At 71.8% G+C, this 22752-nt stretch carries 20 protein-coding genes and 1 pseudogene; 8 read left to right on the forward strand and 13 right to left on the reverse strand.

The window, feature by feature from the left end; genetic code table 11:
* Position 1: 1 nt before the first annotated feature.
* From secA to ahcY, 12 genes and pseudogenes are all read right to left on the reverse strand, one after another.
* A pseudogene (gene secA / locus ACQPZA_RS31380) lies at positions 2–2968 on the reverse strand (preprotein translocase subunit SecA); the annotation flags it as partial.
* Positions 2969–3134: 166 nt separating this feature from the next.
* Positions 3135–3764 (reverse strand): ribosome hibernation-promoting factor, HPF/YfiA family, encoded by a 630-nt coding sequence (hpf, locus tag ACQPZA_RS31385; RefSeq protein WP_169399041.1) that lies wholly within the window; start codon positions 3762–3764, stop codon positions 3135–3137.
* A gap of 244 nt (positions 3765–4008) precedes the next feature.
* On the reverse strand, positions 4009–4692 hold the full coding sequence (locus ACQPZA_RS31390) for a ComF family protein (protein ID WP_433275687.1): 684 nt from the start codon (positions 4690–4692) through the stop codon (positions 4009–4011).
* A 563-nt stretch (positions 4693–5255) separates the two neighbouring features.
* Positions 5256–6992 (reverse strand): LpqB family beta-propeller domain-containing protein, encoded by a 1737-nt coding sequence (locus tag ACQPZA_RS31395; protein ID WP_433275688.1) that lies wholly within the window; start codon positions 6990–6992, stop codon positions 5256–5258.
* Complete coding sequence (mtrB, locus tag ACQPZA_RS31400; protein ID WP_169400390.1) at positions 6989–8710, reverse strand: MtrAB system histidine kinase MtrB; 1722 nt, start codon at positions 8708–8710, stop codon at positions 6989–6991. Before mtrB ends, ACQPZA_RS31395 begins: the two co-directional genes overlap by 4 nt.
* Before the next feature lie 22 nt (positions 8711–8732).
* Positions 8733–9410, reverse strand: a complete 678-nt coding sequence (gene mtrA / locus ACQPZA_RS31405; protein WP_169400391.1) for an MtrAB system response regulator MtrA — start codon at positions 9408–9410, stop codon at positions 8733–8735.
* A gap of 126 nt (positions 9411–9536) precedes the next feature.
* Positions 9537–9899: a bifunctional 3-phenylpropionate/cinnamic acid dioxygenase ferredoxin subunit gene (locus ACQPZA_RS31410; protein WP_433275689.1), complete on the reverse strand. Its 363-nt coding sequence runs from the start codon at positions 9897–9899 to the stop codon at positions 9537–9539.
* Between the two features lie 14 nt (positions 9900–9913).
* Positions 9914–10477 carry an aromatic-ring-hydroxylating dioxygenase subunit beta gene (locus ACQPZA_RS31415; protein ID WP_433275690.1) on the reverse strand — a complete coding sequence of 188 codons (564 nt, stop codon included), beginning with the start codon at positions 10475–10477 and terminating at the stop codon, positions 9914–9916.
* A complete protein-coding gene (locus ACQPZA_RS31420; RefSeq protein WP_433275691.1) occupies positions 10474–11790 on the reverse strand; it encodes an aromatic ring-hydroxylating dioxygenase subunit alpha in 1317 nt (438 codons plus the stop codon). The genes ACQPZA_RS31415 and ACQPZA_RS31420 overlap by 4 nt, the downstream gene beginning before the upstream one ends.
* 167 nt (positions 11791–11957) lie before the next feature.
* A complete protein-coding gene (locus tag ACQPZA_RS31425; protein ID WP_433275692.1) occupies positions 11958–12599 on the reverse strand; it encodes a dTMP kinase in 642 nt (213 codons plus the stop codon).
* A gap of 44 nt (positions 12600–12643) precedes the next feature.
* Positions 12644–13096 carry an NUDIX domain-containing protein gene (locus ACQPZA_RS31430; RefSeq protein WP_433275693.1) on the reverse strand — a complete coding sequence of 151 codons (453 nt, stop codon included), beginning with the start codon at positions 13094–13096 and terminating at the stop codon, positions 12644–12646.
* A 110-nt stretch (positions 13097–13206) separates the two neighbouring features.
* The gene (ahcY, locus tag ACQPZA_RS31435) at positions 13207–14718 is read right to left on the reverse strand and encodes an adenosylhomocysteinase (RefSeq protein ID WP_433275694.1); all 1512 of its coding nucleotides are present in this window, start codon (positions 14716–14718) and stop codon (positions 13207–13209) included.
* A 434-nt stretch (positions 14719–15152) separates the two neighbouring features.
* Between ahcY and ACQPZA_RS31440 the strand changes: the two genes are divergently transcribed.
* Genes ACQPZA_RS31440 through ACQPZA_RS31465 form a run of 6 tightly spaced genes read left to right on the forward strand, consistent with a single transcriptional unit; the run spans position 15153 to position 18213 of the window.
* Complete coding sequence (locus ACQPZA_RS31440) at positions 15153–15608, forward strand: hypothetical protein (RefSeq protein WP_433275695.1); 456 nt, start codon at positions 15153–15155, stop codon at positions 15606–15608.
* Positions 15605–16297: a class F sortase gene (locus tag ACQPZA_RS31445; protein ID WP_433275696.1), complete on the forward strand. Its 693-nt coding sequence runs from the start codon at positions 15605–15607 to the stop codon at positions 16295–16297. The genes ACQPZA_RS31440 and ACQPZA_RS31445 overlap by 4 nt, the downstream gene beginning before the upstream one ends.
* On the forward strand, positions 16294–16824 hold the full coding sequence (locus tag ACQPZA_RS31450) for a SigE family RNA polymerase sigma factor (protein WP_433275697.1): 531 nt from the start codon (positions 16294–16296) through the stop codon (positions 16822–16824). Before ACQPZA_RS31445 ends, ACQPZA_RS31450 begins: the two co-directional genes overlap by 4 nt.
* Positions 16821–17345 (forward strand): hypothetical protein, encoded by a 525-nt coding sequence (locus tag ACQPZA_RS31455; protein WP_433275698.1) that lies wholly within the window; start codon positions 16821–16823, stop codon positions 17343–17345. Before ACQPZA_RS31450 ends, ACQPZA_RS31455 begins: the two co-directional genes overlap by 4 nt.
* A 44-nt stretch (positions 17346–17389) precedes the next feature.
* Complete coding sequence (locus tag ACQPZA_RS31460) at positions 17390–17713, forward strand: ArsR/SmtB family transcription factor (RefSeq protein ID WP_433275699.1); 324 nt, start codon at positions 17390–17392, stop codon at positions 17711–17713.
* Positions 17710–18213 (forward strand): SRPBCC domain-containing protein, encoded by a 504-nt coding sequence (locus ACQPZA_RS31465; RefSeq protein WP_169400103.1) that lies wholly within the window; start codon positions 17710–17712, stop codon positions 18211–18213. Before ACQPZA_RS31460 ends, ACQPZA_RS31465 begins: the two co-directional genes overlap by 4 nt.
* Positions 18214–18330: 117 nt before the next feature.
* Here the strand turns inward: ACQPZA_RS31465 and ACQPZA_RS31470 are convergent, their stop codons facing one another.
* On the reverse strand, positions 18331–19623 hold the full coding sequence (locus ACQPZA_RS31470) for a glutamate mutase L (protein WP_433275700.1): 1293 nt from the start codon (positions 19621–19623) through the stop codon (positions 18331–18333).
* A gap of 116 nt (positions 19624–19739) precedes the next feature.
* Between ACQPZA_RS31470 and ACQPZA_RS31475 the strand changes: the two genes are divergently transcribed.
* A complete protein-coding gene (locus ACQPZA_RS31475) occupies positions 19740–21386 on the forward strand; it encodes a long-chain fatty acid--CoA ligase (RefSeq protein ID WP_433275701.1) in 1647 nt (548 codons plus the stop codon).
* Between the two features lie 122 nt (positions 21387–21508).
* Entirely contained in the window at positions 21509–22741 is a 1233-nt protein-coding gene (locus ACQPZA_RS31480; RefSeq protein ID WP_433275702.1) for a cytochrome P450 family protein, read from the forward strand.
* The last annotated feature ends 11 nt before the right edge of the window (positions 22742–22752 follow it).

Below are 22752 nucleotides of genomic sequence, written 5' to 3' on the forward strand. Positions count from 1 at the left end.
AGCCGTGGCACTGCTTGTATTTGCGACCCGAGCCGCACGGGCACGGGCGGTTGCGTGACGGCTCCGTGGAACCGGCCACCGTGGCCTCGCCCCGGCTGCCGCCGCCGGCCGCCGCCCCGTTGCCGGAGCGCGTCCGCGTGGCGTTCCCGTCCTCGGCCGGACCGCTGTACCGCAGATCCGTCGGACGGGACCCGCGGAACGCGGGCGGCAACACGCTCGATGCCGCCGGCTCCACGGCCGCGTGCCGGCCGGTGGACGTGGGCGCCGCGGTCTGCCGCTGGGGCGCCTGCTGCGGCGGAGCGGCCTGCCGCACCGGGACCTGCTGCACCTGGGCCGGCTGCCTCGGCGCGGCGGCCTGCGGCGCCGGTGCCTGTTGCACGGGTGCCTGCGCCGCGGGCTGGGCGGCGGCGGGCTGCTGCTCCGGGGCGGGCTGGGGGGCCTGCACCTGCGCGTTGAAGAGGTAGGAGACCGTCTCCTCCTTGATGCCCTCGAGCATCGCGGAGAACATGTCGAAGCCCTCGCGCTGGTACTCGATGAGCGGATCGCGCTGGGCCATCGCCCGGAGCCCGATGCCGTCCTTCAGGTAGTCCATCTCGTAGAGGTGCTCACGCCACTTGCGGTCGATCACCGTGAGCAGGACCTGCCGCTCCAGCTCCCGCATGCCGCCGAGCTGGGTGATGAGCTGGTCGACCTCGGACTCCCGCCGGGCGTAGGCGGCGCGCGCGTCGGCCAGTACGGCCTCCGTGAGCGCCTCCTTCGTCAGGTCGCCGGGGTCGGACAACCCGCGGTCGTCCTCACCGTCGGTGAGGTCCTCCCAGCGGATGCCGACGGTGTAGAGCGAGCGCAGTGCCGTCCACAGCTTCTCGAGGTCCCAGTCCTCCGCGTAGCCCTCGGCGGTGGCACCGTCGATGTACGCCGTGACGACGTCCTCGAGCATGTGCTCGATCTGTTCCTTGATGTCCTCGCCCGCCAGAACCCGGCGCCGCTCGTCGTAGATGACGGTGCGCTGCTTGTTGAGCACCTCGTCGTACTTCAGGACGTTCTTGCGGATCTCGAAGTTCTGCTGCTCGACCTGCGTCTGGGCGCTGCGGATGGCCTTGGTGACCATGCCGGCCTCGATCGGCACGTCGTCCGGCAGGTTGAACCGGTTCATGATCGACTCGACGAGCTGGCCGTTGAACCGGCGCATCAGCTCGTCACCGAGCGACAGGTAGAAGCGCGACTCGCCCTGGTCACCCTGACGGCCGGAGCGGCCGCGCAGCTGGTTGTCGATGCGCCGCGACTCGTGACGCTCGGTGCCCAGTACGTACAGTCCGCCGGCCGCCTTGACCTCCTCGGCCTCCGCCGCGACCTGCTCCTTCATCCCCGCGACGATGCCGTCCCAGGCTGCCTCGTACTCCTCGCGCGTCTCCACCGGGTCGAGCCCGCGGCTGCGCAGGTCCAGGTCGGCGAGGAACTCGGGGTTGCCGCCCAGCACGATGTCGGTGCCGCGGCCCGCCATGTTGGTGGCCACGGTGACCGCGCCGGCCTGCCCGGCCTGGGCGATGATCGCCGCCTCCCGCTCGTGGTGCTTCGCGTTGAGCACCTCGTGCGGCACCTGGAGGCCGACGAGCAGCTTCGAGAGGTACTCCGACTTCTCGACGCTCGTGGTGCCGACGAGCACCGGCTGGCCCGCGCGGTGCTTCTCGGCGATGTCCGCTGCGACCGCCGCGAACTTCGCCTCCTCGGTCTTGTAGATCAGGTCGGGCTGGTCCTTGCGGATCATCGGCCGGTTGGTGGGGATCGGCACCACGCCGAGCTTGTAGATCTGGTGCAGCTCGGCCGCCTCCGTCTGGGCGGTACCGGTCATCCCGGAGAGCGTCTCGTAGAGCCGGAAGTAGTTCTGCAGGGTGATGGTGGCCAGCGTCTGGTTCTCCGCCTGGACCTCCACCCCCTCCTTGGCCTCGATGGCCTGGTGCATGCCCTCGTTGTAGCGGCGACCGGCCAGCACCCGGCCGGTGAACTCGTCGACGATGAGCACCTGCCCGTCGCGGACGATGTAGTCCTTGTCCTTCTTGAACAGCTCCTTGACCTTCAGAGCGTTGTTCAGGTAGCCCACCAGCGGGGTGTTGGCCGCCTCGTAGAGGTTGTCGATGCCGAGCTGGTCCTCCACCAGCGCGACACCTTCCTCCGTGACGCCCACGGTGCGCTTGCGCTCGTCGACCTCGTAGTGCACGTCGCGCTTGAGCAGCGGCGACATCCGCGCGAACTCCTGGTACCAGCGGGCGCTCTGCTCGGCCGGACCGGAGATGATCAGCGGCGTGCGGGCCTCGTCGATCAGGATGGAGTCGGCCTCGTCGACGATCGCGAAGTTGTGGCCCCGCTGCACCATGTCGGCCGCTTTCCAGGCCATGTTGTCGCGCAGGTAGTCGAAGCCGAACTCGTTGTTGGTGCCGTAGGTGATGTCGGCGGCGTACTGGCCGCGGCGGACCGCAGGCGGCATCTCCGACAGGATCACCCCGACCTCGAGCCCGAGGAACCGGTGGATACGGCCCATGTTCTCGGAGTCGCGCTTGGCCAGGTAGTCGTTGGTGGTGACGACGTGGACGCCGGCACCGGAGATCGCATTGAGATATGCGGGGAACACCGAGGTGAGGGTCTTGCCCTCACCGGTCTTCATCTCGGCGATGTTGCCGAGGTGCAGGGCGGCGCCACCCATGAGCTGCACGGGGAAGGCCCGCTGCCCGAGCGTGCGCAACGCGCCCTCGCGCACCACCGCGAACGCCTCGAACATGATGTCGTCGAGCGACTCGCCGGCCTGGTAGCGCGACCGGAACTCCTCGGTCTTCGCCCGCAGCTCGGCGTCGGTGAGCGCCTGCACCTCCGGCTCGAGCGCATCGATGCTGTCGGCGTAGCGCGCCAACCGCTTCACCAGCTTCGTCTCACCGGCACGGAGCAGACGGTTCAAGAGCGGCACGGTCGACCTCATTCACCTTCGCGGATCAGTACGCGGGTTCTCCTGTGGCAGCCCGCCGTGCCACGGCGGACCACCCGGCCCAGGGTAGCGAAGCTACGGGTGCCTTCATGCACAACGCCGGAGGGGCGGCAAGCGTTCCGGTTGGAACGTCTGCCGCCCCTCCTGGGCGAATGCGTCGCTACCGTGAGAGACGGATCATGCCGTAGTCGTAACCCTTGCGGCGGTAGACGACGCAGGGTTCGCCGCTGTCGGCGTCGGCGAACAGGTAGAAGTCGTGGCCGACGAGCTCCATCCGGGACAGGGCGTCGTCGACGCTCATCGGGTCGGCGGTGTGGACCTTGCTGCGGACGATGCGGCCGGGGGCCGCCCCATCGGCAGGTAGGTACTCGTTGTGGTCACGGGGGCCGGGCACATCGACGTCGATCGACGACACGTCGACCGGGGGGAGCTCGTCGAGTACCGCGGTGGCGGCACCGCGCCCGGCCAGCACCCGGGTGCGCTTGCCGTTGACCCTCCGTCGGTCGTGCGAGCGGCGCAGCCGCGACTCGAGCTTGGCGACGGCGGCGTCGAGCGCGGCGTAGAAGTCCTGGGCACAGGCTTCCGCTCTGGCCACGGGGCCGCACCCCCTGCCGGTGATCTCGACCCGCTGGCAGTTCTTGAGCTGGCGGCGGTTCGGCTCGTGGAAGAGCTCGACCTCCATGCCCACGATCTTGTGGTCGTAGCGCTCGAGGCGAGCGACCTTCTCGGTGACATGAACCCGGAAATGATCCGGGACCTCGACGTTTCGGCCGGTGATAACGATCTCCACGCAGACTTCCCTCGCTTTCGGCGTCGGGTTGACCTTGCGACTGCGCCGGGAATCCATCCCCGGGCGCACGATCGGCAATTCCTCCTGATAGGGGGCCACGGCGGATGCGGAGCACCGTAACGCGCATCACGGTTCGGCAACAGCCCTGGGCCACAGGTGCGGCCAACCTGGGTGAATGCGGTGATCGACATTCACAGGACGCTTCTGGTTCGGTACGCTGCTACGCTCCGTTCACCCGTCCGGTTCACCCGATCGGCGGTGCCACCCGAACGCCGGTACGCCGGGTGGCGTCGCACAGAACGAGCCCCACATCGACCCGCACCCCGGCCGACGCGAGCGTGCTACGGCAGGCCCGGAGGGTGGCTCCGGTGGTCACCACGTCGTCCACCAGCACCGTTGCCGCACCGGCCGGCGGCAGCCCTGCGGCCCGGACGCGCAGCCGCCCGGCGAGGTTCTGCGCGCGCTGCGCCGCGTCGAGACCTACCGAATCGAGAGTCCCGCGAGCGAGCCGCAGCGGCCGCGCCACCCGCACCTCGGGGCGGTCCGCGGCCAGCGCGCGGCAGAGCCGGGCCACATGATCTCCGCCCCGGGAACGTGCCGCGGCCGGTCGGGACGGCGCAGGCAACAACCACGTGACTGCCGGGGGTGGCGGCAGGATCTCGTCGAGCGGCCCACCCAGCAGCGCGGCCAGCGGCGCCGCGAGATCGCGCCGCCCTCGCTCCTTGTAGCGCAGCAGTGCGGTGCGCAGCGGGCCGCTGTACCGCCCCACCGCGAGCACGTCCGGCATCCCGGGGACCACGGGCCACGACGGCTCCCCCAGCCCGGCCAGGCACCGCGGGCACCACGGGTGCGCGGGATCGCCGCACCCCGCACAGTCGCCGGGCAGCACGAGATCCACCAGCGCCGCCCCGAACCCCCGAACCCCCACCCCCCGATGATGCGCGCCACGCCCGCCCCCACCCCCCGCCGAACCCCGAGTTGTCCACATCCCCCGCCCCTACCCCGCGAGTCGCCCATCCCCGCCACGCGAGTCGCCCGCCCCCGACCCGCGAGTCGCCCCGTTTCCGCGCGCGAGTCGGCCGACTCGCGGTAGGTCCCCAGTTCCGCGCGGGTGGGTCTGCCGCCGCGCGACCTGCCCGCCCCGCGAGTCGGCCTGCCCCAGCGCGCAAGTCGCCCCCGCAAAATGCCCGCCCGTCGCGGGCGGCCCGCTCCGCGCCCCTGGCCCGTTCCGCGGGTGATCCACAGCGTCCTCGCAGAGCCCACACCCTCCTCGCAGAGGTCACAGCTTCTGCGAGGAGACCAAACACCCTGCGAGGACGGCCAGGGGGTTCGTGAGGCCGGGGCGGCCTTGCCGTGTCCGGAGTGATGATCACCTCGGCAGAGCTCCACGGAGGGCCGCTCAGCTCATCAGGAACGGGCGACTCGCGGGTCCGGAACGGGCGACTCGCGGGTCCGGAACGGGCGACTCGCGGGGGGGTGGGCGGCGCTGGGTCAGCCCGGGTAGAGGGGGACCGCGTCGGGGGCTCCGCCCAGCACCTGCTTCCAGGCGGCCTGGTCGCCACCCGCGAAGCTCCAGACCCCGGTCTGGTCGGTGACGAGCATGGGGCGGTTGGAGGCGGCCGCGATGGCGGTGAGCGGGGGCGTGAGGTTGTTGCCGAGCACCTGCTGCACGTTCAGCCCGTCGACCGAGACCTGGCCGACCAGCATCTCGGTGCCGCGCGTGACGGCGACGATCGACTCGGCCGATCGCCAGTCGGCTGCCACGACCTCGCCGAGGTCGTCGGGGCGCAGCCGGTTGATGTTGCGGATGGCGACCTCGCCGTCGATGCTGCGGGCCACCGCGCCGGTGTACAGCGCCCCGCCCACCACGGCCACCACCCGCATGCCGTCGCGCGAGAGGCGCAGGTCCCGGATCGGGCCGAGCGCGGACAGCTGGTCCGCGTTCACCTGGCCGGTCCGCGCAGGCGCCGTGCCGTCCACGAGCACTCTGGCGACGACCGTGCCGTTGAGGACCGTCCAGACCTCGCCGCCCGTCGGCGTCCACGTCGGTCTGGTCATCGTGGTGGCGTCCAGCGCCACGGGCGAGACCGAGCCCTCGGCTCCGCTGCCGACGAGCAGGATGCGTCGGGAGCCCTGCCGGGCGACGGCGGCGAGCCGGCGCCCGTCGCCCGTGGAGGCCGCGGACTCGACGTAGTAGGCGCCGTTGCCGACCGGACCGGGGAGCGGCGCGCTGGGCTCGGGTCCGGTGAGCTGCCGGACCCGGCCGCCCGCGACGACGAGGCCGGGCACGTCCGCTCCGGGCTGTACCTCGGCGGACAGTGCCGCGACGTCCTCGCGGGTCAGCTCGGGCCGGCCCGGCAGCAGCGGTTCGCCGTCCACCAGCAGCCGCACCCGGGCCACGTTCACCTCGGCCAGCGTCAGCACCACCTGGGCGGCCATCAGCTGGCGCGCGGGCTCGTCGAGGTCGCCGACACCGGTGAGGTCGACGATGAGCGCGCCGTCCGGGCCCACGGCGGCGTTGGACCGCAGCTGGGCCCCTGGCGGGAACTGGGACACCGCCGCTCCCAGCAAGGCGCCGGAGGGACCGGCGAGCAGCAGCTCCAGTGCTCTGGCCGGCTGCGCCTTCGACGGCACGCTGGGCACGTAGCGCGGGTCGGCCACCGCGAGCCGGCGCACCGGGTCGACGAACCAGGTGCGCACCTGCTTGTAGTTGTCCCGGAAGATCGACAGCGGGACGACGACGCCTGCCGGCACGTTCGAGATGCGCCACTGCCCGTCGCGGCGCACGACGGTGATGTCCTCCTGGAACGTGGCCTGGTCCGGTTCGAAGGCCCCGGCCGACGAGAGCCGCCCGACGGCCGTGCCGCGGATCCTGATCGTGGTGGTGCCCGTGCTGGCGTCCTGCGCACCGGGGGCGGGCACGGTGTCGAACTGGCCGTCGAGGACGGTGACGGTGGCCGCGTCGTCCCATTCCACGGCGTCGGTGGCCAGGAAGCGGCGCGCGGAGCCGTGCTCGGCGGCGCTGCTGCCGGAGGCGAAGACGAAGTCGCGGACCAGGTCCAGCGGGTTGCTGCCCTCGACCGGACCCGGTGGCGGGGTGCTGCCCTCGCCGTCGCCGACCTGCCGCAGTACCTGCACGGGTGAGGTCTCCGGCAGGCTCGCGCAGCCCGCCACCCCCGTGAGGGCCAGGAACAGGGCGACCGTGGGGAGGAGCCGGCGGCGGATCACGGCGTGCTGGCGTGGTGGTCGGGGACGTCGGCATCCGACCAGGACGGCACGACCGTGATCGGCCGCCCCCGCGGGGGCGTGGGCACCGACGATCCGATGCCCTCCACCGGGACGCCGGGCTCGGGTCCGAGCGGCAACGGGCTGGACTCCACGGGGTCGCCGATGGTGCGCGGCAGCGTCAGCCGGAACGCGGCGCCCTGACCGATCGCACCCCACGCCTGCAGCCATCCGCCGTGCAGCCGCGCGTCCTCGATGGCGATCGCCAGTCCGAGCCCGCTGCCGCCGCTGCGCCGGGCCCGCGACTCCTCCGCGCGCCAGAACCGGTTGAACACCAGCTCGGCCTCCCCCGGACGCAGCCCGACGCCGTGGTCGCGCACCAGCACGGCGACCACCGTCTCGTCGTAGGCCAGCTCGACGTGCACCGGGCGGCCCTCGCCGTGGTCGATCGCGTTGGCCACGAGGTTGCGCACGATCCGCTCCACGCGGCGCGGGTCGACCTCCGCGTACGCGCCGGTGGGAAGCTGCAGCTCGAGCGGGGTGCCGCTCTCGTCGGCGAACCCGCGCACGGCCTCGACGGCCCGCGACACGACCCCGTGCATGTCCACCCGCTCGGCGCCCAGGTCGGCCACGCCCGCGTCGAGCCTGCTGATCTCGAGGAGGTCGGCGAGCAGCGCCTCGAACCGGTCGAGCTCGGCGACGAGCAGTTCGGAGCTGCGCCGCAGCGCGGGCAGCAGCTGCTCCCGGGAGGCGTAGAGCACGTCGGCCGCCATGCGGACAGTGGTGAGCGGTGTGCGCAGCTCGTGGCTGACGTCGGAGGTGAACCGGCGCTGCAGTGCGCCGAACTCCTCGAGCTGGCGGATCTGGCTCTGGATGCTGCTGGCCATCTCGTTGTACGACTCCCCGAGCCGCGCCACGTCGTCCTCGCCGTGCACGGGCATCCGCTCGTCCAGGTGCCCGTCGGCGAACCGTTCGGCGATCTCGGCCGCCTGCCTCACCGGGCGCACGACCTGCCGCGTGACCAGCCCGGCGATCCCGGCGAGCAGCAGCAGGAGGACGAGGCCGCCGACGATCAGCGTGCTCTGCACCAGCCCGAGGGTGCGCTGCTCGGCCACCAGCGGGAACAGCAGGTAGAACTCGAGGTCGCCGTTGGCGGTGCGCACCGGCTGCCCGACGATCAGCGTCGGGATGTCGACGCCCTGCTCGGTGAGCGTCACGTACTTGCTGGAGAGCGTGCCGGCGGCGACGGCGTCCCGCAGGTCCGGCGGGACGTCCTCGACGGGGCCCGCTCCCACCCCGGGACCGCTGTCGCCGCGCGGGGTGGTGAGCACCGCCCGGAACTCCCCCGCGCCGGTGGACGACGGCTCGTCGGCGACGCTCGCGTTGGTCAGCCGGTCGAGCGCGTTGTTGAGGTCGCCCTGGGCGCCGTCCCGGCTCGGGTCGACGCCGGACAGGTCGCGCTCGAGGAGCACGGCACCGGCCTCCGTTCGCGCGAGCGTGTCGGCCTCCTTGCCCTGCAGCACCTGGAGCGCGATCTGGGTCTGCAGGACGAAGCCGAGCACGACGAGGACCGCCGTGGAGAGGGCCAGCGTGCTGATCACGACCCGCAGGTGCAGCGACCGGCGCCACACGGCACCCCACGCCTCCGCCAGCTCCGCCGCGAACTGGCGCGCCTGGGCGGCGGCGCGGCGGGCGCGGTCGGTGAGCGGGGTGGCGGTCATGCCGACGCGCCGGCCTTGACGATCATGGGGGGCCGGCCTTGTATCCCACGCCGCGCACCGTCAGCACGACCTCGGGGTGCTCCGGGTCGCGCTCCACCTTGGACCGGAGCCGCTGCACGTGGACGTTGACCAGCCGGGTGTCGGCCGCGTGGCGGTAGCCCCACACCTGCTCGAGCAGGACCTCACGGGTGAACACCTGGCGTGGCTTGCGGGCCAGCGCGACGAGCAGGTCGAACTCCAGCGGGGTGAGGGCGATCTGCTCCCCGGCCCGCTCGACCTGGTGGGCCGGCACGTCGATCGTGACGTCGCCGATCGCGAGCTGCTCGGCGGGCTCGGCCTCGGTGCGGCGCACCCTCGCCCGGATCCGGGCCACGAGCTCCTTGGGCTTGAACGGCTTGACCACGTAGTCGTCCGCGCCGGACTCCAGCCCGAGCACGATGTCGACCGTGTCGCTCTTGGCCGTGAGCATGACGATCGGCACACCCGACTCGGAACGGATGGCGCGGCAGACGTCGATGCCGTTCATGCCGGGCAACATCAGGTCCAGCAGGACGACGTCGGGCCGCAGCTCACGGACGGCAGGCAACGCACGGGTGCCGTCGGCGACGACTGCGGTGTCGAACCCCTCGCCCCGCAGCACGATCGTCAGCATCTCGGCCAACGCCGGGTCGTCATCGACCACCAGAACGCGCGACTTCATGTGGGAAGCATCCCACCACGTGGTCCGGCTGCCGCCTTCAACCCGTTCATGCGGGGCTGCCGGATGCCGGGGGGCGGCTCGGGTTCAGGATCGCCGCTCCGGCGGCCGGGTCGCCGGAGCGGCAGCCTACTCGTGATCGGCGGCCCTCCCGACGGCGATCTCGTACTCCGGCGGGAGGTGCACGAGGACGTCGCCGTTCTCCACCCGCACCTCGTGCACCCGGACCGGACAGGTGGCCGGCGGGCTCAGCACGGCACCGGTGACCAGGTCGAAACGGGCGAGGTGCAGCGGGCACTCGACCTGACCGTTCTCGACCCAGCCCTCGGCGAGGGAGTAGTCCTCGTGCGTACAGGTGTCGTCGATGCAGTGGATGCGGTCACCGGACCGGAACAGGGCGATCGGCGGGGTGGTCCGGACGAGGGTTCCCTCGCCTGCGCGGAGCTCGGCGACCGAGCAGACCCGGACCCATCCGGCCTCGGCGCCGGTCATGGGCGTTCCCCGCATCAGAAGAAGATGCTGATGGCCGGGGCGAGGATCGTCGTCTGCTCGAGCACGAACTTGCGATCCGCGATCCGGTAGGGGTAGTCGCCCTCGGCGGGCCGGAGCAGGTCGAACCGCTCTCCGATGAACCAGTCCTCGTGGCGCTCCAGCCTGCTCCGGTAGACGGCGAGGTTGGCGCGGACCTCGAGCCGGCCGTCGTCCTGCTCCCGGATCCTGATGTTGGTCAACAGCCGGCGGGTGCGCGACGGCGGCTCCTCCGACCACTGGATCCCGGAGGTGACCCGGCGGATCCGGCCCCGCAGCCTGGTCATGTCGTCGTCGACGTGCGCCCCGGCACCCCGGCCGGACAGCTCCTGCTCACGTTCCCGCGTCGTGCGCGTGATGCGGGTCGGCAGCCAGTAGCGCGCGTCGTCGGTGAACAGGGCGATCCACTCCTGGTAGCGGTGCTCGTCGAGCAGCTCGGCCTCGGCGAACAGGAACTGCTCGACGCGGTGCTGCAGCTCCACCGTGGTCGCCCGCATCGCGGTACGCGGCGGGATGCCCGCCAGCTCGTCGGTCGCGGTCATGCGCTGCGCACCTCCTCCGCGGCCAGACGCTCGGCGTCCAGCTTCGCGATCTCCGGCCAGGAACGGTCGAGCATCAGGTCCCGCCAGCGCTGGTAGAAGCCGCGCGCCGCGGTCTCACTGAACGCGTCGTTCGACCGTCCCGGGAGACCGTGGGTGTCGCGCTCCTCGAAACCGAGGCCCATCTGAACGTTGAACGCGTTCTGCCGGGCCTTCCATCCGCGCAGCACCGTCTGAATCTCCGTCCAGTTCTCCCCGTCATCGGTCTCGAACACCCCGGCCGGGGTGAACAGGAACTGGTTGTACTCACGAATGGCGTCCTTGACCTCGGGCGGAGCCTCTTTGGGAACGTATGTCCACGCCCACACCTCCAGCTGCCCCGGACCGCGCGGATGCCATACCCGCAACGTCTGGGTGTTCTCCATGCCGAGCCAGGAGAAGTTGGGGAAAACCGTATTGTGCGAGTTGACCTTGTGCGCCCGGTCCACACCGATCCGGCGATAGACCTCGTCCCGGTTGGCGATCTGCCACTCGCTGAACTCCGGCCCGTAGTAGGGGTTCGGACCGAACTCCTCGAGCCAGAACGAGCCGGACCCGTGACCGTTGCCGGCGAACTGCCGGCCCGGCCCGAACGCCGGGCCCGCCTGACCGGGCTCCAACATCGCGACGATCCCCGACGCGTGCGAGAACGGCGCGTGGTACATGTCGGCCGCGAACTGCTCGGCCGCGAACTTCCAGTTGCAGTCGATCACCCACCGCGACGGGCCCGGCACCAGCTCGATGCCACCGTCGTAGCGGTCGAACGTCGCGTCGAGGTAGTAGGCCATGTCGCCCAGGTACTCCACGAACTCCGGCACGTCGTCCGACCACGTGCCGAAGACCAGGCCCCGGTAGGTGGTGATCCGCGGAACCCGGGTCGCACCCCACTTCGACTTGTCGATCCGATCCCGGTAGGCACGTTGCTGCTCCGGAACACTGACCAGGTTGCCGGCGAGGTCGTACCCCCACCCGTGATAGCTACAGGTGAACACCTTCTTCGTGCCCTCGTCCGCACGACATATGCGCATACCCCGGTGGCGGCACTGATTGAGGAAGGCCTGCACCGAGCCGTCCCGCTGCCGGACGACGAGCACCGGGTCCTCGCCCATGTAGGTCTGGACGAAACTTCCTGCCTCGGGAAGCTGGGACTCGTGTGCGAGGAACAACCAGGAACGCGCGAACACCCGCTCCAGCTCGAGCTGGTACAACTCCGGATCCGCGTAGATCCGGGGGTCGATCAACCCCTCGACCGCATTGACATCGGCAACATCCCGCATGCTCATCCTCCGCTTCGCCCGCCGACCCGGGGCGGGCAGGGAAGATCATTCACTCTGGTCGCGTATTCCCGCGCGAGATGAAGCGCACAGCGGTGCCCAGAAAGGGACTCTTCGGGAAATGAGCGATATCAGCCCCCGGTTGACAATTCCGGGCGCCGGGAAGTCCGCTAGTCGAGCAGCTGTGCGGCGAGCCCCTCGGTGGCGAGGGGGGTGGAGCCGTCGACCACGGTCCACGGCGACAGCCACGAGGCTTCCGCGAGCTGCGAGTACACCTGTGCCGTGCGGGTCTGCAACGCGCCGTCCGACTCGTAGGCGTCGCGTTCCCGGCCGGCCTCGGTGCGCTCCCGGTGCACGACCCGTTCGACGGCGACGGCCTCGGGCACCGCGAGCAGCAGCTGACGGTCGGGCGCCGGGATCCCGAACCGCTCCAGCTCCAGCTCCCGGATCCACGCGACGAACTCCCCGCCGGCGTCCTGGTGCAGCCGGGCGGCGCCGTAGGCGGCGTTGGACGCGACGTACCGGTCGACGAGCACCACGTCGTGCGTCGCCACGGCCTCCCGCAGCTGCGCGGCGGCGGCCCTGCGGTCGAGCGCGAACAGCAGCGCCATCCCGTGCACGGAGTCGGCCAGGTCGCCGAGCCTGCCGTACAGCGCGTCGCGCACCAGCTGAGCGTGCACGTCGGCCTCGTACCGGGGGAACGCGAACCGGGCGACACCAGCACCCCGGGTGGCCAGCTCCGCGCACAGGGCGTCCGACAGCGTGCGCTTGCCCGCGCCGTCCAGTCCCTCGATCACGATCAGCCGACCCACGCCGGGCACCCTAATGCGACACCTCCACCGGGCGGCGCAGCGCGTCAGGCGATGGCCCGCACCACGTCCCAGGTGGCGGCGAAGCCGGGGTGCAGGGGCAGCTCCCCGAGGCGGTCGGCCGGCACCCAGCGCATCTCGATGGTCTCGCCGGTGAGCGCGGTGAGGTCGACGGCAGCGCGCGCCTGGGCGACGACCGTGGTGTACGACCAGCCGCCGTGGTCGTCGAGGTAGCAGCCGGTGACGCTGTAGGCGTCGGACGGGAGGCCCGCCTCCTCGGCCGCCTCGCGCTGGGCTGCCTGCTCCGGCGTCTCTCCCCGGTTGCGGGCGCCGCCCAGCAGGCCCCACGTGCCGCCGTGGTGGCTCCACAGCGCGCGGTGCTGCAGGAGGATGTGGTCGCCGTGCCACAGCAGCAGCCCGGCCGCGCCGAACAGCCCCCAGTGGCGGTGGCCGAGAGCGCAATGCGTCCAACCGTCACCATCGCCGCGGGGGAGCACCACCCCACCAGAGTAGGCGCCCGTGGCCCGGAGGCGGAGGTTCAGGAAAGCCACTTTCGCCGAACGCTGAGGGCAGCAAAGTGGCTTTCCTGAACCCGAGGTGGAGCCGCCGGTCAGTAGCGGTAGTGCTCCGGCTTGAAGGGGCCTTCCACGTCGACGCCGATGTACTCGGCCTGGTCCTTGGTGAGCTTGGTCAGCTCCCCGCCCAGCGCGAGCACGTGGATCTTGGCGACCTTCTCGTCCAGGTGCTTGGGCAGCCGGTAGACGTCCTTGTTGTACTCCTCGTACTTGGTGAACAGCTCGACCTGAGCGATCACCTGGTTCGAGAAGCTGTTGCTCATCACGAACGACGGGTGGCCGGTGGCGTTGCCCAGGTTCATCAGCCTGCCCTCGGACAGCAGGATGATCGAGTGGCCGTCGGGGAACACCCACTCGTCGACCTGCGGCTTGATGTTGAGCCTGCGGATCCCCGGGTACCGGCCGAGGCCCGCGACGTCGATCTCGTTGTCGAAGTGTCCGACGTTGGCGACGATCGCCTGGTGCTTCATCCGGGCCATCGCCTCGACGGTGACGATGTCCTTGTTGCCCGTGGTGGTGACGATGATGTCGGCCTGGTCGACCACGTCCTCGAGGCGGGCCACCTGGTAGCCCTGGAGCAGGGCCTGCAGCGCGCAGATCGGGTCGACCTCGGACACGATCACACGGGCACCCTGGCCCGCGAGCGCGGCGGCCGAGCCCTTGCCCACGTCACCGAAGCCGCAGACCAGCGCGACCTTGCCACCGATCAGCACGTCGGTGGCGCGGTTCAGGCCGTCGATCAGCGAGTGGCGGATGCCGTAGGTGTTGTCGAACTTGCTCTTGGTGACCGAGTCGTTGACGTTGATCGCCGGGAACAGCAGCAGGCCCTGCTCGGCGAGCTGGTAGAGCCGGTGCACCCCGGTGGTGGTCTCCTCGGTGACGCCGCGGATGTCGGAGGCGACCGTGGTCCAGCGCTGCGGGTCCTCAGCGAGCGAGCGGCGCAGGGTGTCCAGGATGATCCGGTACTCGTCGGAGACGGTGAGGTCCTCGTCCTCGACGGTGGGCACCACGCCGGTCTTCTCGTACTCGACGCCCTTGTGAACGAGCAGGGTGGCGTCGCCGCCGTCGTCGAGGATCATGTTCGGGCCGACGATGTTGCCCTGCTCATCGGTGAACTTGAACAGCTGCTCGGTGCACCACCAGTACTCCTCCAGCGTCTCGCCCTTCCAGGCGAACACGGGGACGCCCTGCGGCTCCTCGGGTGTGCCGTGCGGGCCGAGAACGGTGGCGGCGGCCGCGTGGTCCTGGGTGGAGAAGATGTTGCAGCTCACCCAGCGCACCTCGGCGCCGAGGCTGACCAGGGTCTCGATCAGCACGGCGGTCTGCACCGTCATGTGCAGCGAACCGGCGATCCGGGCGCCGTGCAGGGGGCGCGCCTCGGCGTACTCGCGGCGCAGCTCCATGAGGCCCGGCATCTCGTGCTGGGCCAGGCGGATCTCCTTGCGGCCGAACTCGGCCAGGCCCAGATCGGCGACGGCGAAGTCGATGCCGTTGCGGGTCTGCAGCCGACTCTGGGGTCCGGCCGTGGTGTCGGCAGTGGCGGTCATGGGGTGGTAACGCCTCCTTGCTGGGGCTGTCCGGCCGGCATCGCTACTCGGCGCCGGGGCACGGACGGTGATGGGTCGACGGTCGCCGCGGCTCGCGGCCGACCGCCGGGTTGAGCGCACACGGGAAGAGCGACGGCGGACGCTGAGCGTCCTCCACGTGGGATTCCACGTCCTGCCTCCTCGTTGCGAGGTGCAGGCGCCCTTACGACCATGCAACGGCCAGGTGGTCGAGCGTGGCGGACCAGAGTCCGTCGCAGCGCCTCTCGACCCCGACTACGCGATTGCCCTGCCAGGATCCCCAAGCCGTCGGCGGGCTGTCAAACCCGGCAGTCCTGTCGTGAGGTGATGGCGCTCACAACTGCAACGCCGGGCCGTCCCCACCGCGTCACAGGGCTGATATCGCACGCCCACGACGGAACGGACAGGTCCGACCGATGGCACCTCGCATCCCCGCCGGCCGCCTTCTCGGCGGGATGGCTCTCGCCGCAACTCTGGCCGGGGTCCTCCCCGGCCAGGCGCTCGCGACGGAACCCGCCCCCACCCCCGCACCCGCACCCCCACCCGCAGCGACCGCCCAGCGTTCCGCCCCCGCACCGGCGCAGGCCACCCCGACCGTCAGCCCGGAACGGGCCGCTGCCGCCGCCAGTGCAGCGGCCGAACAGGCCCCCACCACTGTGGCGCCCTCGCCGGCGCGCCCCGCTCCCGCCCCACCACAGGAGGGGCAGCCCCAGGTCCGGGCGCCCCGGGGAGCCCCCGACACCGGCGGTGGCAGCACCGCGAACGGCGCCGACATCGCGCTGCTCGCGCTCGGCGGTCTCGGGCTGGCCGGGGCCGTCGGTACCGGCGGCATGGCCCTCGCCCGCCGCAGGCGGGACGCGACCCAGGCGTGAGCGTCGAGCACGGCGAGCCCGCCCCGGCCCGGGCCACCGGGCGGGGCGGCCCGCGCCGCCTCCCCGTGCTGGTGGTGCTCACCGTGCTGCTGGCTCTCGCCGGGGCCGGCGCGCTCGTGCTGGCCGGAACCGGAGCCTCCGGTCCCACCCGGGCGGAGCCGGTCCCGGCCGCCGCGTCGCTCGCCCTGGCGGGAGCGGCCGTGGTGGTGGCCCCGGCGGATCCGGTGCGCCTCGACATCCCCGCGATCGACGTGCACACGCCGCTGCTGACGCTGGGCCTCAACCCGGACGGCACCGTCGAGGTGCCGTCGCTGGACACGATGCCGGAGGCGAACCAGGCCGGCTGGTACGACGGCTCGCCCACACCCGGAGCGCTCGGACCGTCGGTGATCCTCGGGCACGTCGACTCCGCGCGCTTCGGCCCCTCCGTCTTCTACGACCTCGCGGCGCTCGTGCCCGGCGATCGCGTCGAGGTGACGCGAACCGACGCCAGCACCGTGACGTTCCAGGTCGACTCCGTCGCCCGCTACCCGAAGGACGCCTTCCCCACCGACGCCGTCTACGGCGACATCGACCACGCGGGGCTGCGCCTGATCACCTGCGGCGGCGAGTTCGACCGGGCGGCGCGCAGCTACAAGGACAACATCGTCGTCTACGCTTCCGCGGTATCCGCTGGGCGAGGCGAGTGAGGACCGTCGACGATCCGACGGCAGCGCCGTCGTTCGAGTCGTTCGTGCTCACCCACGGTCCCGAGCTCGTGGCGTTCGCACGCCGGCTGACCATGGACCACCACCGGGCCGAGGACATCGTGCAGGACGTCCTCGCCCGGATCGGCCTCGCGTGGTCCCGGGTGTCCCGCGTCGACGACATCCGGGCCTACGTCTTCAAGGCCGTGCTCAACGACTTCCTGTCGTGGCGACGGCGGCTGTCGTCGTCCGAGCGCCCGACAGCCGAGCTTCCCGACCTGGGCCCCGGCGCCGCACCGGGCATCGAGGACGTCGTCGTGCGACGCGACGAGATGCAGGAGGCACTGGCGCTGCTGCCACCGGTCCAGCGGGCCGTCCTGGTGCTGCGCTATTACCACGACCAGCCGGACGCACGGATCGCGGCGCTCCTGGGGTGCCGCGAGACCACCGTGCGCTCGCACGCCCGCCGGGCGCTGACCACGTTGCGCAGTTTCCGGGCCGACCGCACGAGCGAAGGGAGCAGGCGATGACCGACGCGGAGGAAGCACTCCGAGCCGGCCTCCGTGACCCGGCCCTGGACGAGGGCATCTCGGCCACCGGGCTGCTCGCCGGCGTCCGGGCCCGTCAGGAGCGGCTGCACCGTCGCCGTCAGCACGCGAAGACCCTCGCCGCGGCGGTGGCCGCCGTGCTGGTCGTCGGCGGCACGGCCGTGGTGACCACGACCGCCCGGGAACCGCGGGTGACCCCCGCCCGGCCGCCCGCCGTCGCGCCCGCGGCACCGACCCTGCTCACACCGGACGCCCCGGCGCCTGCCACTCCCCCCAGTCCGGCACCGCCGAACGCGGTGCGGCCGAGACCTGCCGCGCCGACGACCGCGACCACTCCGCTCCCCACCGTCGAGCCGTCACCCGCGGTGCAGCGGTCCCGCCCCGCGCCCGTCACCCGCGTCGCGCCGGCCGAGCCGCCCCGTGCGGAACAGCGCCCCACGCCGACGAGGAGTCCGGGAACCGCGAGCAGGCGCAGCGCCGCGTCCGAGGAACAGCCCGGCTGATCCGGCGTTGACAGGCAACCTTTTAGTTGCCTATTCTCGTTCACGTGCAGGACGACGACACCGTCTTCCACGCCCTGGCCGATGCGAGCCGGCGTGAGCTGCTCGACCGGCTCTACGCCCGTGACGGCCAGACGCTGCGGGAGCTGACTGCGGGCCTCGAGATGTCGCGGCAGGCGGTCAGCAAGCACCTGGGCGTGTTGGAGGCGGCGGACCTCGTCGTGACGCGCCGCTCGGGCCGGGAGAAGTTGCACTTCCTCAATCCGGTGCCGATCCGGCTGATCCACGACCGGTGGATCGACAAGTACACCGAGCACCGCATCGCGGCGCTCATGGACCTGAAGTCCGAGCTCGAGGAGAAGCGGCCATGACCAGCACCACCGTCCCCACCACCACCGTCCAGGTGTACCGCGTGCACATCCGGGCGACGCCGGAGGCGATCTGGGAGGCGATCATCAGCCCGGAGTGGACCAAGCGGTACGGCTACAACACCCCTTCCGAATACGAGCTGCGGGCGGGCGGTGCGTACCGGTCACTACCCAGCGAGGAGATGGTCGCGCACGGCATGCCCGCCGACTCCGCAGTGGTCGACGGGGAGGTGATCGAGGTCGACCCTCCGCGCCGGTTGGTCCAGACCTGGCGCATGCTCTTCACCCCTGAGCTGGTGGCGGAGGGCTTCACGCGGCTCACCTACGAGATCGAGCCCGAGATGGGCGGGGTCACCGCGCTGACGATCACGCACGACGTCACCGGCGCACCGATCACCGCCGAGTCGATCAGCGCCCCGGCCTCGGGCGCCGGTGGGGGCTGGAGCGTCATCCTCAGCGACCTCAAGACCCTGCTGGAGACCGGCGAGCCCCTCTACCGCTGACCGGAACGGGCAACTCACCCACGGATACCGGGCGACTCGCGCGGGAAAAACGGGCGACTCGCGGAACCACCCGCGAGTCGCCCGTTTCGGGCCCGCGAGTCGCCCGTTCCGGGTGGCTCAGCCGAGCAGGTGGTCGCGCAGCAGCGACTCGGCAGCCGTGGTGCGGCCCCGGGCGGCGAGGAGTCCGGCCGGCACGACGGCGAAGTCGGCGTCCACCACCACCGGCGCGTCGCGCAGGGCGGGCGCGAGCACCGGGTCGCTGCGCAGCGTCGCCACCACAGCGGTGAGTCCTCCCGAGCGGTCGCGCTGACGGAAGACGCCGCCGGAGAGCACGACCAGCTCCACCTCGCGTCCCACGTCGCCGTACACGCGCAGGTGGCGGCGCACGGCGATCACCGAGGCGAGTGCCGCGATCCGGCGGTCCTCGGCGGCGCTGCCCGCATCGCGCGGGACGAGCCCGATCTCGCTCGCCATCCGGGCCACCGTCGGGCCGAGCAGGTCGGCCTCGACCGGGTCGACCACGCCCTCGGCCTGGCCCTCGACGAGCACCCCGCCCGCAGCGGCGCGGACCCCGAGATCACCCTCCACCGTGCGACGGACGGAGGCCTGGTCGGCGGAGTGCACATCGGTGGTGGCGCAGCCGACGTCGACGAGGAGCACGCGGGCGTCGCAGATCCGGGCGAGCGCCGTGGCCGCGTGGCCGACGGCGTCTGGGGTGGCCACGCGCACCAGCCTGCGGAACCGGGGCGCGACGGCCGGCCCCCGGCCGCCGAGCGCGTGCCGCTGGTACAGCTCGCTCAGCGCCGCCCGCGCCGGGCCCGGCGTCAGTTCGCCGCGGCGTGGGAGCACGTTGGCGCACGCCATGACGGTGCGTCCGGTGGCTCTCAGCAGGGCGAGCGCGTCGTCCTGGGCCGCGGCGTTCCCGGCGAGCACGATCGGGGTGCGGATGCGGGCGCGCGCCAGCCGCCCCGCGTTGTGCAGCAGGTCGGCCGGATCGTCCCCGTCGGCGCCACCGAGCAGCAGCACGACGCCGGGCCGGGAGCTGCGCAGCAGCCGGACGTCGGACGGTTCCAGCGGACCGGCGTGCACGTGCACGACATGGGCGCCTGCCGAGCAGGCGACGCGGTGGCCCGCCTCCGTGGCGACCAGCCGTTCGCTGCCGACGACCGCGAGCCGAAGCCCGCCTCCCGCCGACGAGCAGGCGAGCAGTTCGGGCTCGGCTCCGAGGCCCGACGGGCCGGCGGCCGACACGGCGCGGACGGCCGCATCCATGCCGGTGAGCACGTCGCCCGCCGTGGTCGGATGCTCGGCGAAGCCCGCCAGCGCCCCGTCGGAGCGCACCAGCACTGCCTTCGTCCAGGTGGAACCCACGTCGAGGCAGACCGAAGCGGCCTGGTTCGGGGGCGTCACGGCAACCGAGCCTAACGGCAGTGCGACCGGTTGGCGTGAATTGGCGTGATGGTCAACCGCGGGAGCCGACGGTAGCTTTCCGGCATGAACCGGACGCAGAGCGAGCTGGAGGCCCGATGCTCGGACTGATGCAGCACCGTCCCCTCGCCCTGCCGCACGTCTTCCACCGGGCGGAGCAGTACTTCGGGCACAAGACGATCGTCAGCGTCGAGGCCGCGGGCGAGACCTCCATGACCGTCGCCGAATGGGCCGAGCGGGTGCGGCGGCTCGCCACCGTCCTCGACACGCTCGACGTGGGCGCCGACAGCCGGGTCGGCACGTTCTGCTGGAACACCCGCCGGCACCTGGAGCTCTATCTGGCGGCTCCGTGCACCGGGCGCGTGCTGCACACCCTGAACATCCGGCTCTTCCCCGAGCAGCTCGTGTACATCGTGAACCACGCGGAGGACGAGGTCGTGTTCGTCGACCGGTCCCTGCTGCCGGTGCTCTGGCCGCTGGTCGACAAGCTCGAGACGGTGCGCCACTTCGTGGTGATCGACGACGGTTCGGATGCGGAGGTGCCCGAGGACCCACGCGTGCACGACTACGAGGCGCTGCTGGCCGCGGCCACCCCGTTCGCCGGCACCTTCGTGATCGAGGACGAGAACTCCGCCGCCGCGATGTGCTACACGTCCGGCACCACCGGCAACCCCAAGGGCGTGGTCTACAGCCACCGGTCCGCGGTGCTGCACTCGCTGATCTCGCTGATGGCCGACGGTGTGGGCCTGGTCGAGCGCGATGTCGTGCTGCCCGTCGTCCCGATGTTCCACGCCAACGCGTGGGGCCTCCCGTACGGCTGCCTGCTCGCCGGTTCGAACGTGGTGCTGCCGGGCCCCAACATGACACCGCAGGCGATCGCGGCGCTTCTCGAGAAGCACCGGGTGAGCGTCACCGGTGGCGTCCCCACCATCTGGATGGGCATGCTGCCGCTCCTGCCCGACCACGACCTGTCGGCGCTGCGGGCGATCCTCTGCGGCGGGTCGGCCGTGCCGAAGGCGTTGTCGGAGGGGTACCGGGAGGCCATCGGTGTGCCGCTCCTGCACGCCTGGGGCATGACCGAGACGAGCCCGATCGCCACGGTGGCCGTCACCCGCAGCCAGCATGACGGGCTCAGCGAGGCCGAGCGGGCCGACGTCCGGGCCCGGCAGGGGCCTGCCGTGCCGCTGGTCGACCTGCGCCTCGTCGACCCGTCCACCGGCGAGACCCAGCCGTGGGACGACACCGCCACCGGCGAGATCCAGGCGGCCGGGCCGTGGATCGCGTCCGAGTACTACCGGGGCGAGGGTGAGGGCGTGCAGTTCACCGAGGACGGGTGGCTGCGCACGGGTGACGTCGCCACGATCGACCGTTACGGCTACGTCCGGCTCGTCGACCGGACCAAGGACCTGATCAAGTCCGGCGGCGAGTGGATCGGCTCCGTCGAGCTCGAGAACGAGATCATGTCCCACCCCAAGGTCGCCGAGGCCGCCGTGATCGCGATCCCGCATCCCAAGTGGGTGGAACGGCCCATGGCGTGCGTCGTGGTGAAGCCCGGCGAGACGCTGACCGCGGAGGAGGTGATCGCCCACCTGGAGCCCCGGGTCGCGAAGTGGTGGATCCCCGACGCGGTCGAGTTCATCGACGAGGTGCCCAAGACCAGCGTCGGCAAGTTCTCCAAGAAGACGCTGCGGGAGAAGTTCGGCGGCTACCAAACGGGCGTGCCGAGCTCCGCTGGCCCGGCCTGACCGGCCACGACACCTACACCGCCAGCCTGGTCTGAAACCGCGATGAAACCGGCGTGAGTCCGGTGGCCCGCACGCTCACCGAGCCACCGGGCACCACGAGACCAGACAGACGGAGCATCACGATGACCACCACGCCTTCCACGGGGCCGAACATCCTGGATCCCGCGCTCATCGCCGACCCGCGCGGCGGGTTCGACCTGGTGCGGGAGGAGGCGCCGGTGGTGCTCGGGCGCAGCGCCGACGGCACCCCCGCCTGGTACGTCACCCGCTACGACGACGTGCGCGCCGTGCTCGGTGACCCCCGGTTCGTCAACAGTCCGGTCCCGACCGCTGGGACCGACGCCGTGGCCAACCGGGACCAGATGTTCGAGATGCTCGGGATCTCCCGCGAGTTCGTCCCCTACATGACCTCGTCGATCCTGGACGTCGACGGCATCGACCACGTCAGGCTGCGGAAGCTGGTGTCCCGCGCGTTCACGGTGCGGCGCATCAACGTGCTCCGCCCGCGGGTCGAGGAGATCGCCGGTGCGCTGCTCGACGGCCTCGACGGGTCGGTCGACCTGATCTCGGAGTTCGCCTACCCGCTGCCGATCACGGTGATCTGCGAGCTGGTCGGGATACCGGAGGCCGACCGGCCCCTGTGGCGCGAGATGGGCGCGGCCGGCAACTCGATCGCACCGGGCGCGATGGGAACGGCCGTGCGGCAGATGGTCACCTACACCCACGACCTGATCGACCAGCGTCGTGCCCAGCCGGCCGACGACCTGCTCACCGACCTGATCAGGGCGCAGGACGAGGACGGCGACCGGCTCTCCGACGTCGAGATGGTGACGATGGTCCTGGCCCTGGTGACCGCCGGACACGAGACCACGGCCAACCTGATCGGCAACGGCGCGCTCGCCCTCCTGACCCACCCCGACCAGCTCGAGACGCTCCGCCGCGAGCACGAGCTGTGGCCGACGGCGGTGAACGAGCTGATGCGCTGGTGCGGGCCGGTGCAGATCGCCCAGCTGCGCTACGCCTCCGCGGACGTCGAGGTCGGCGGCCAGGCCATCGCGGCGGGCGAGGCCGTGCAGGCGGTGCTGGTGTCGGCGAACCACGATCCCCGCGCCTACGACGAGCCCGAGCGGCTCGACGTGACCCGCCGGCCCGCGGGCCGAGGGGACGGGCACGTCGGTTTCGGCCACGGCATCCACTACTGCCTGGGTGCTGCTCTCGCCAAGCAGGAGGGCGAGGTGGCGCTGCGCAGCCTGTTCGACCGCTTCCCCGCCATGGCACTGGAAGCGGCCGAGCAGACCTGGGCCGCCGTCCCGGGCATGCGCCAGCTGGCCTCGCTGCCGGTGAAGCTCCGCTGAGCGCCCGGGGA

This window comes from Pseudonocardia xinjiangensis (assembly GCF_050948425.1).
GTDB classification, from domain to species: Bacteria; Actinomycetota; Actinomycetes; order Mycobacteriales; family Pseudonocardiaceae; genus Pseudonocardia; species Pseudonocardia xinjiangensis.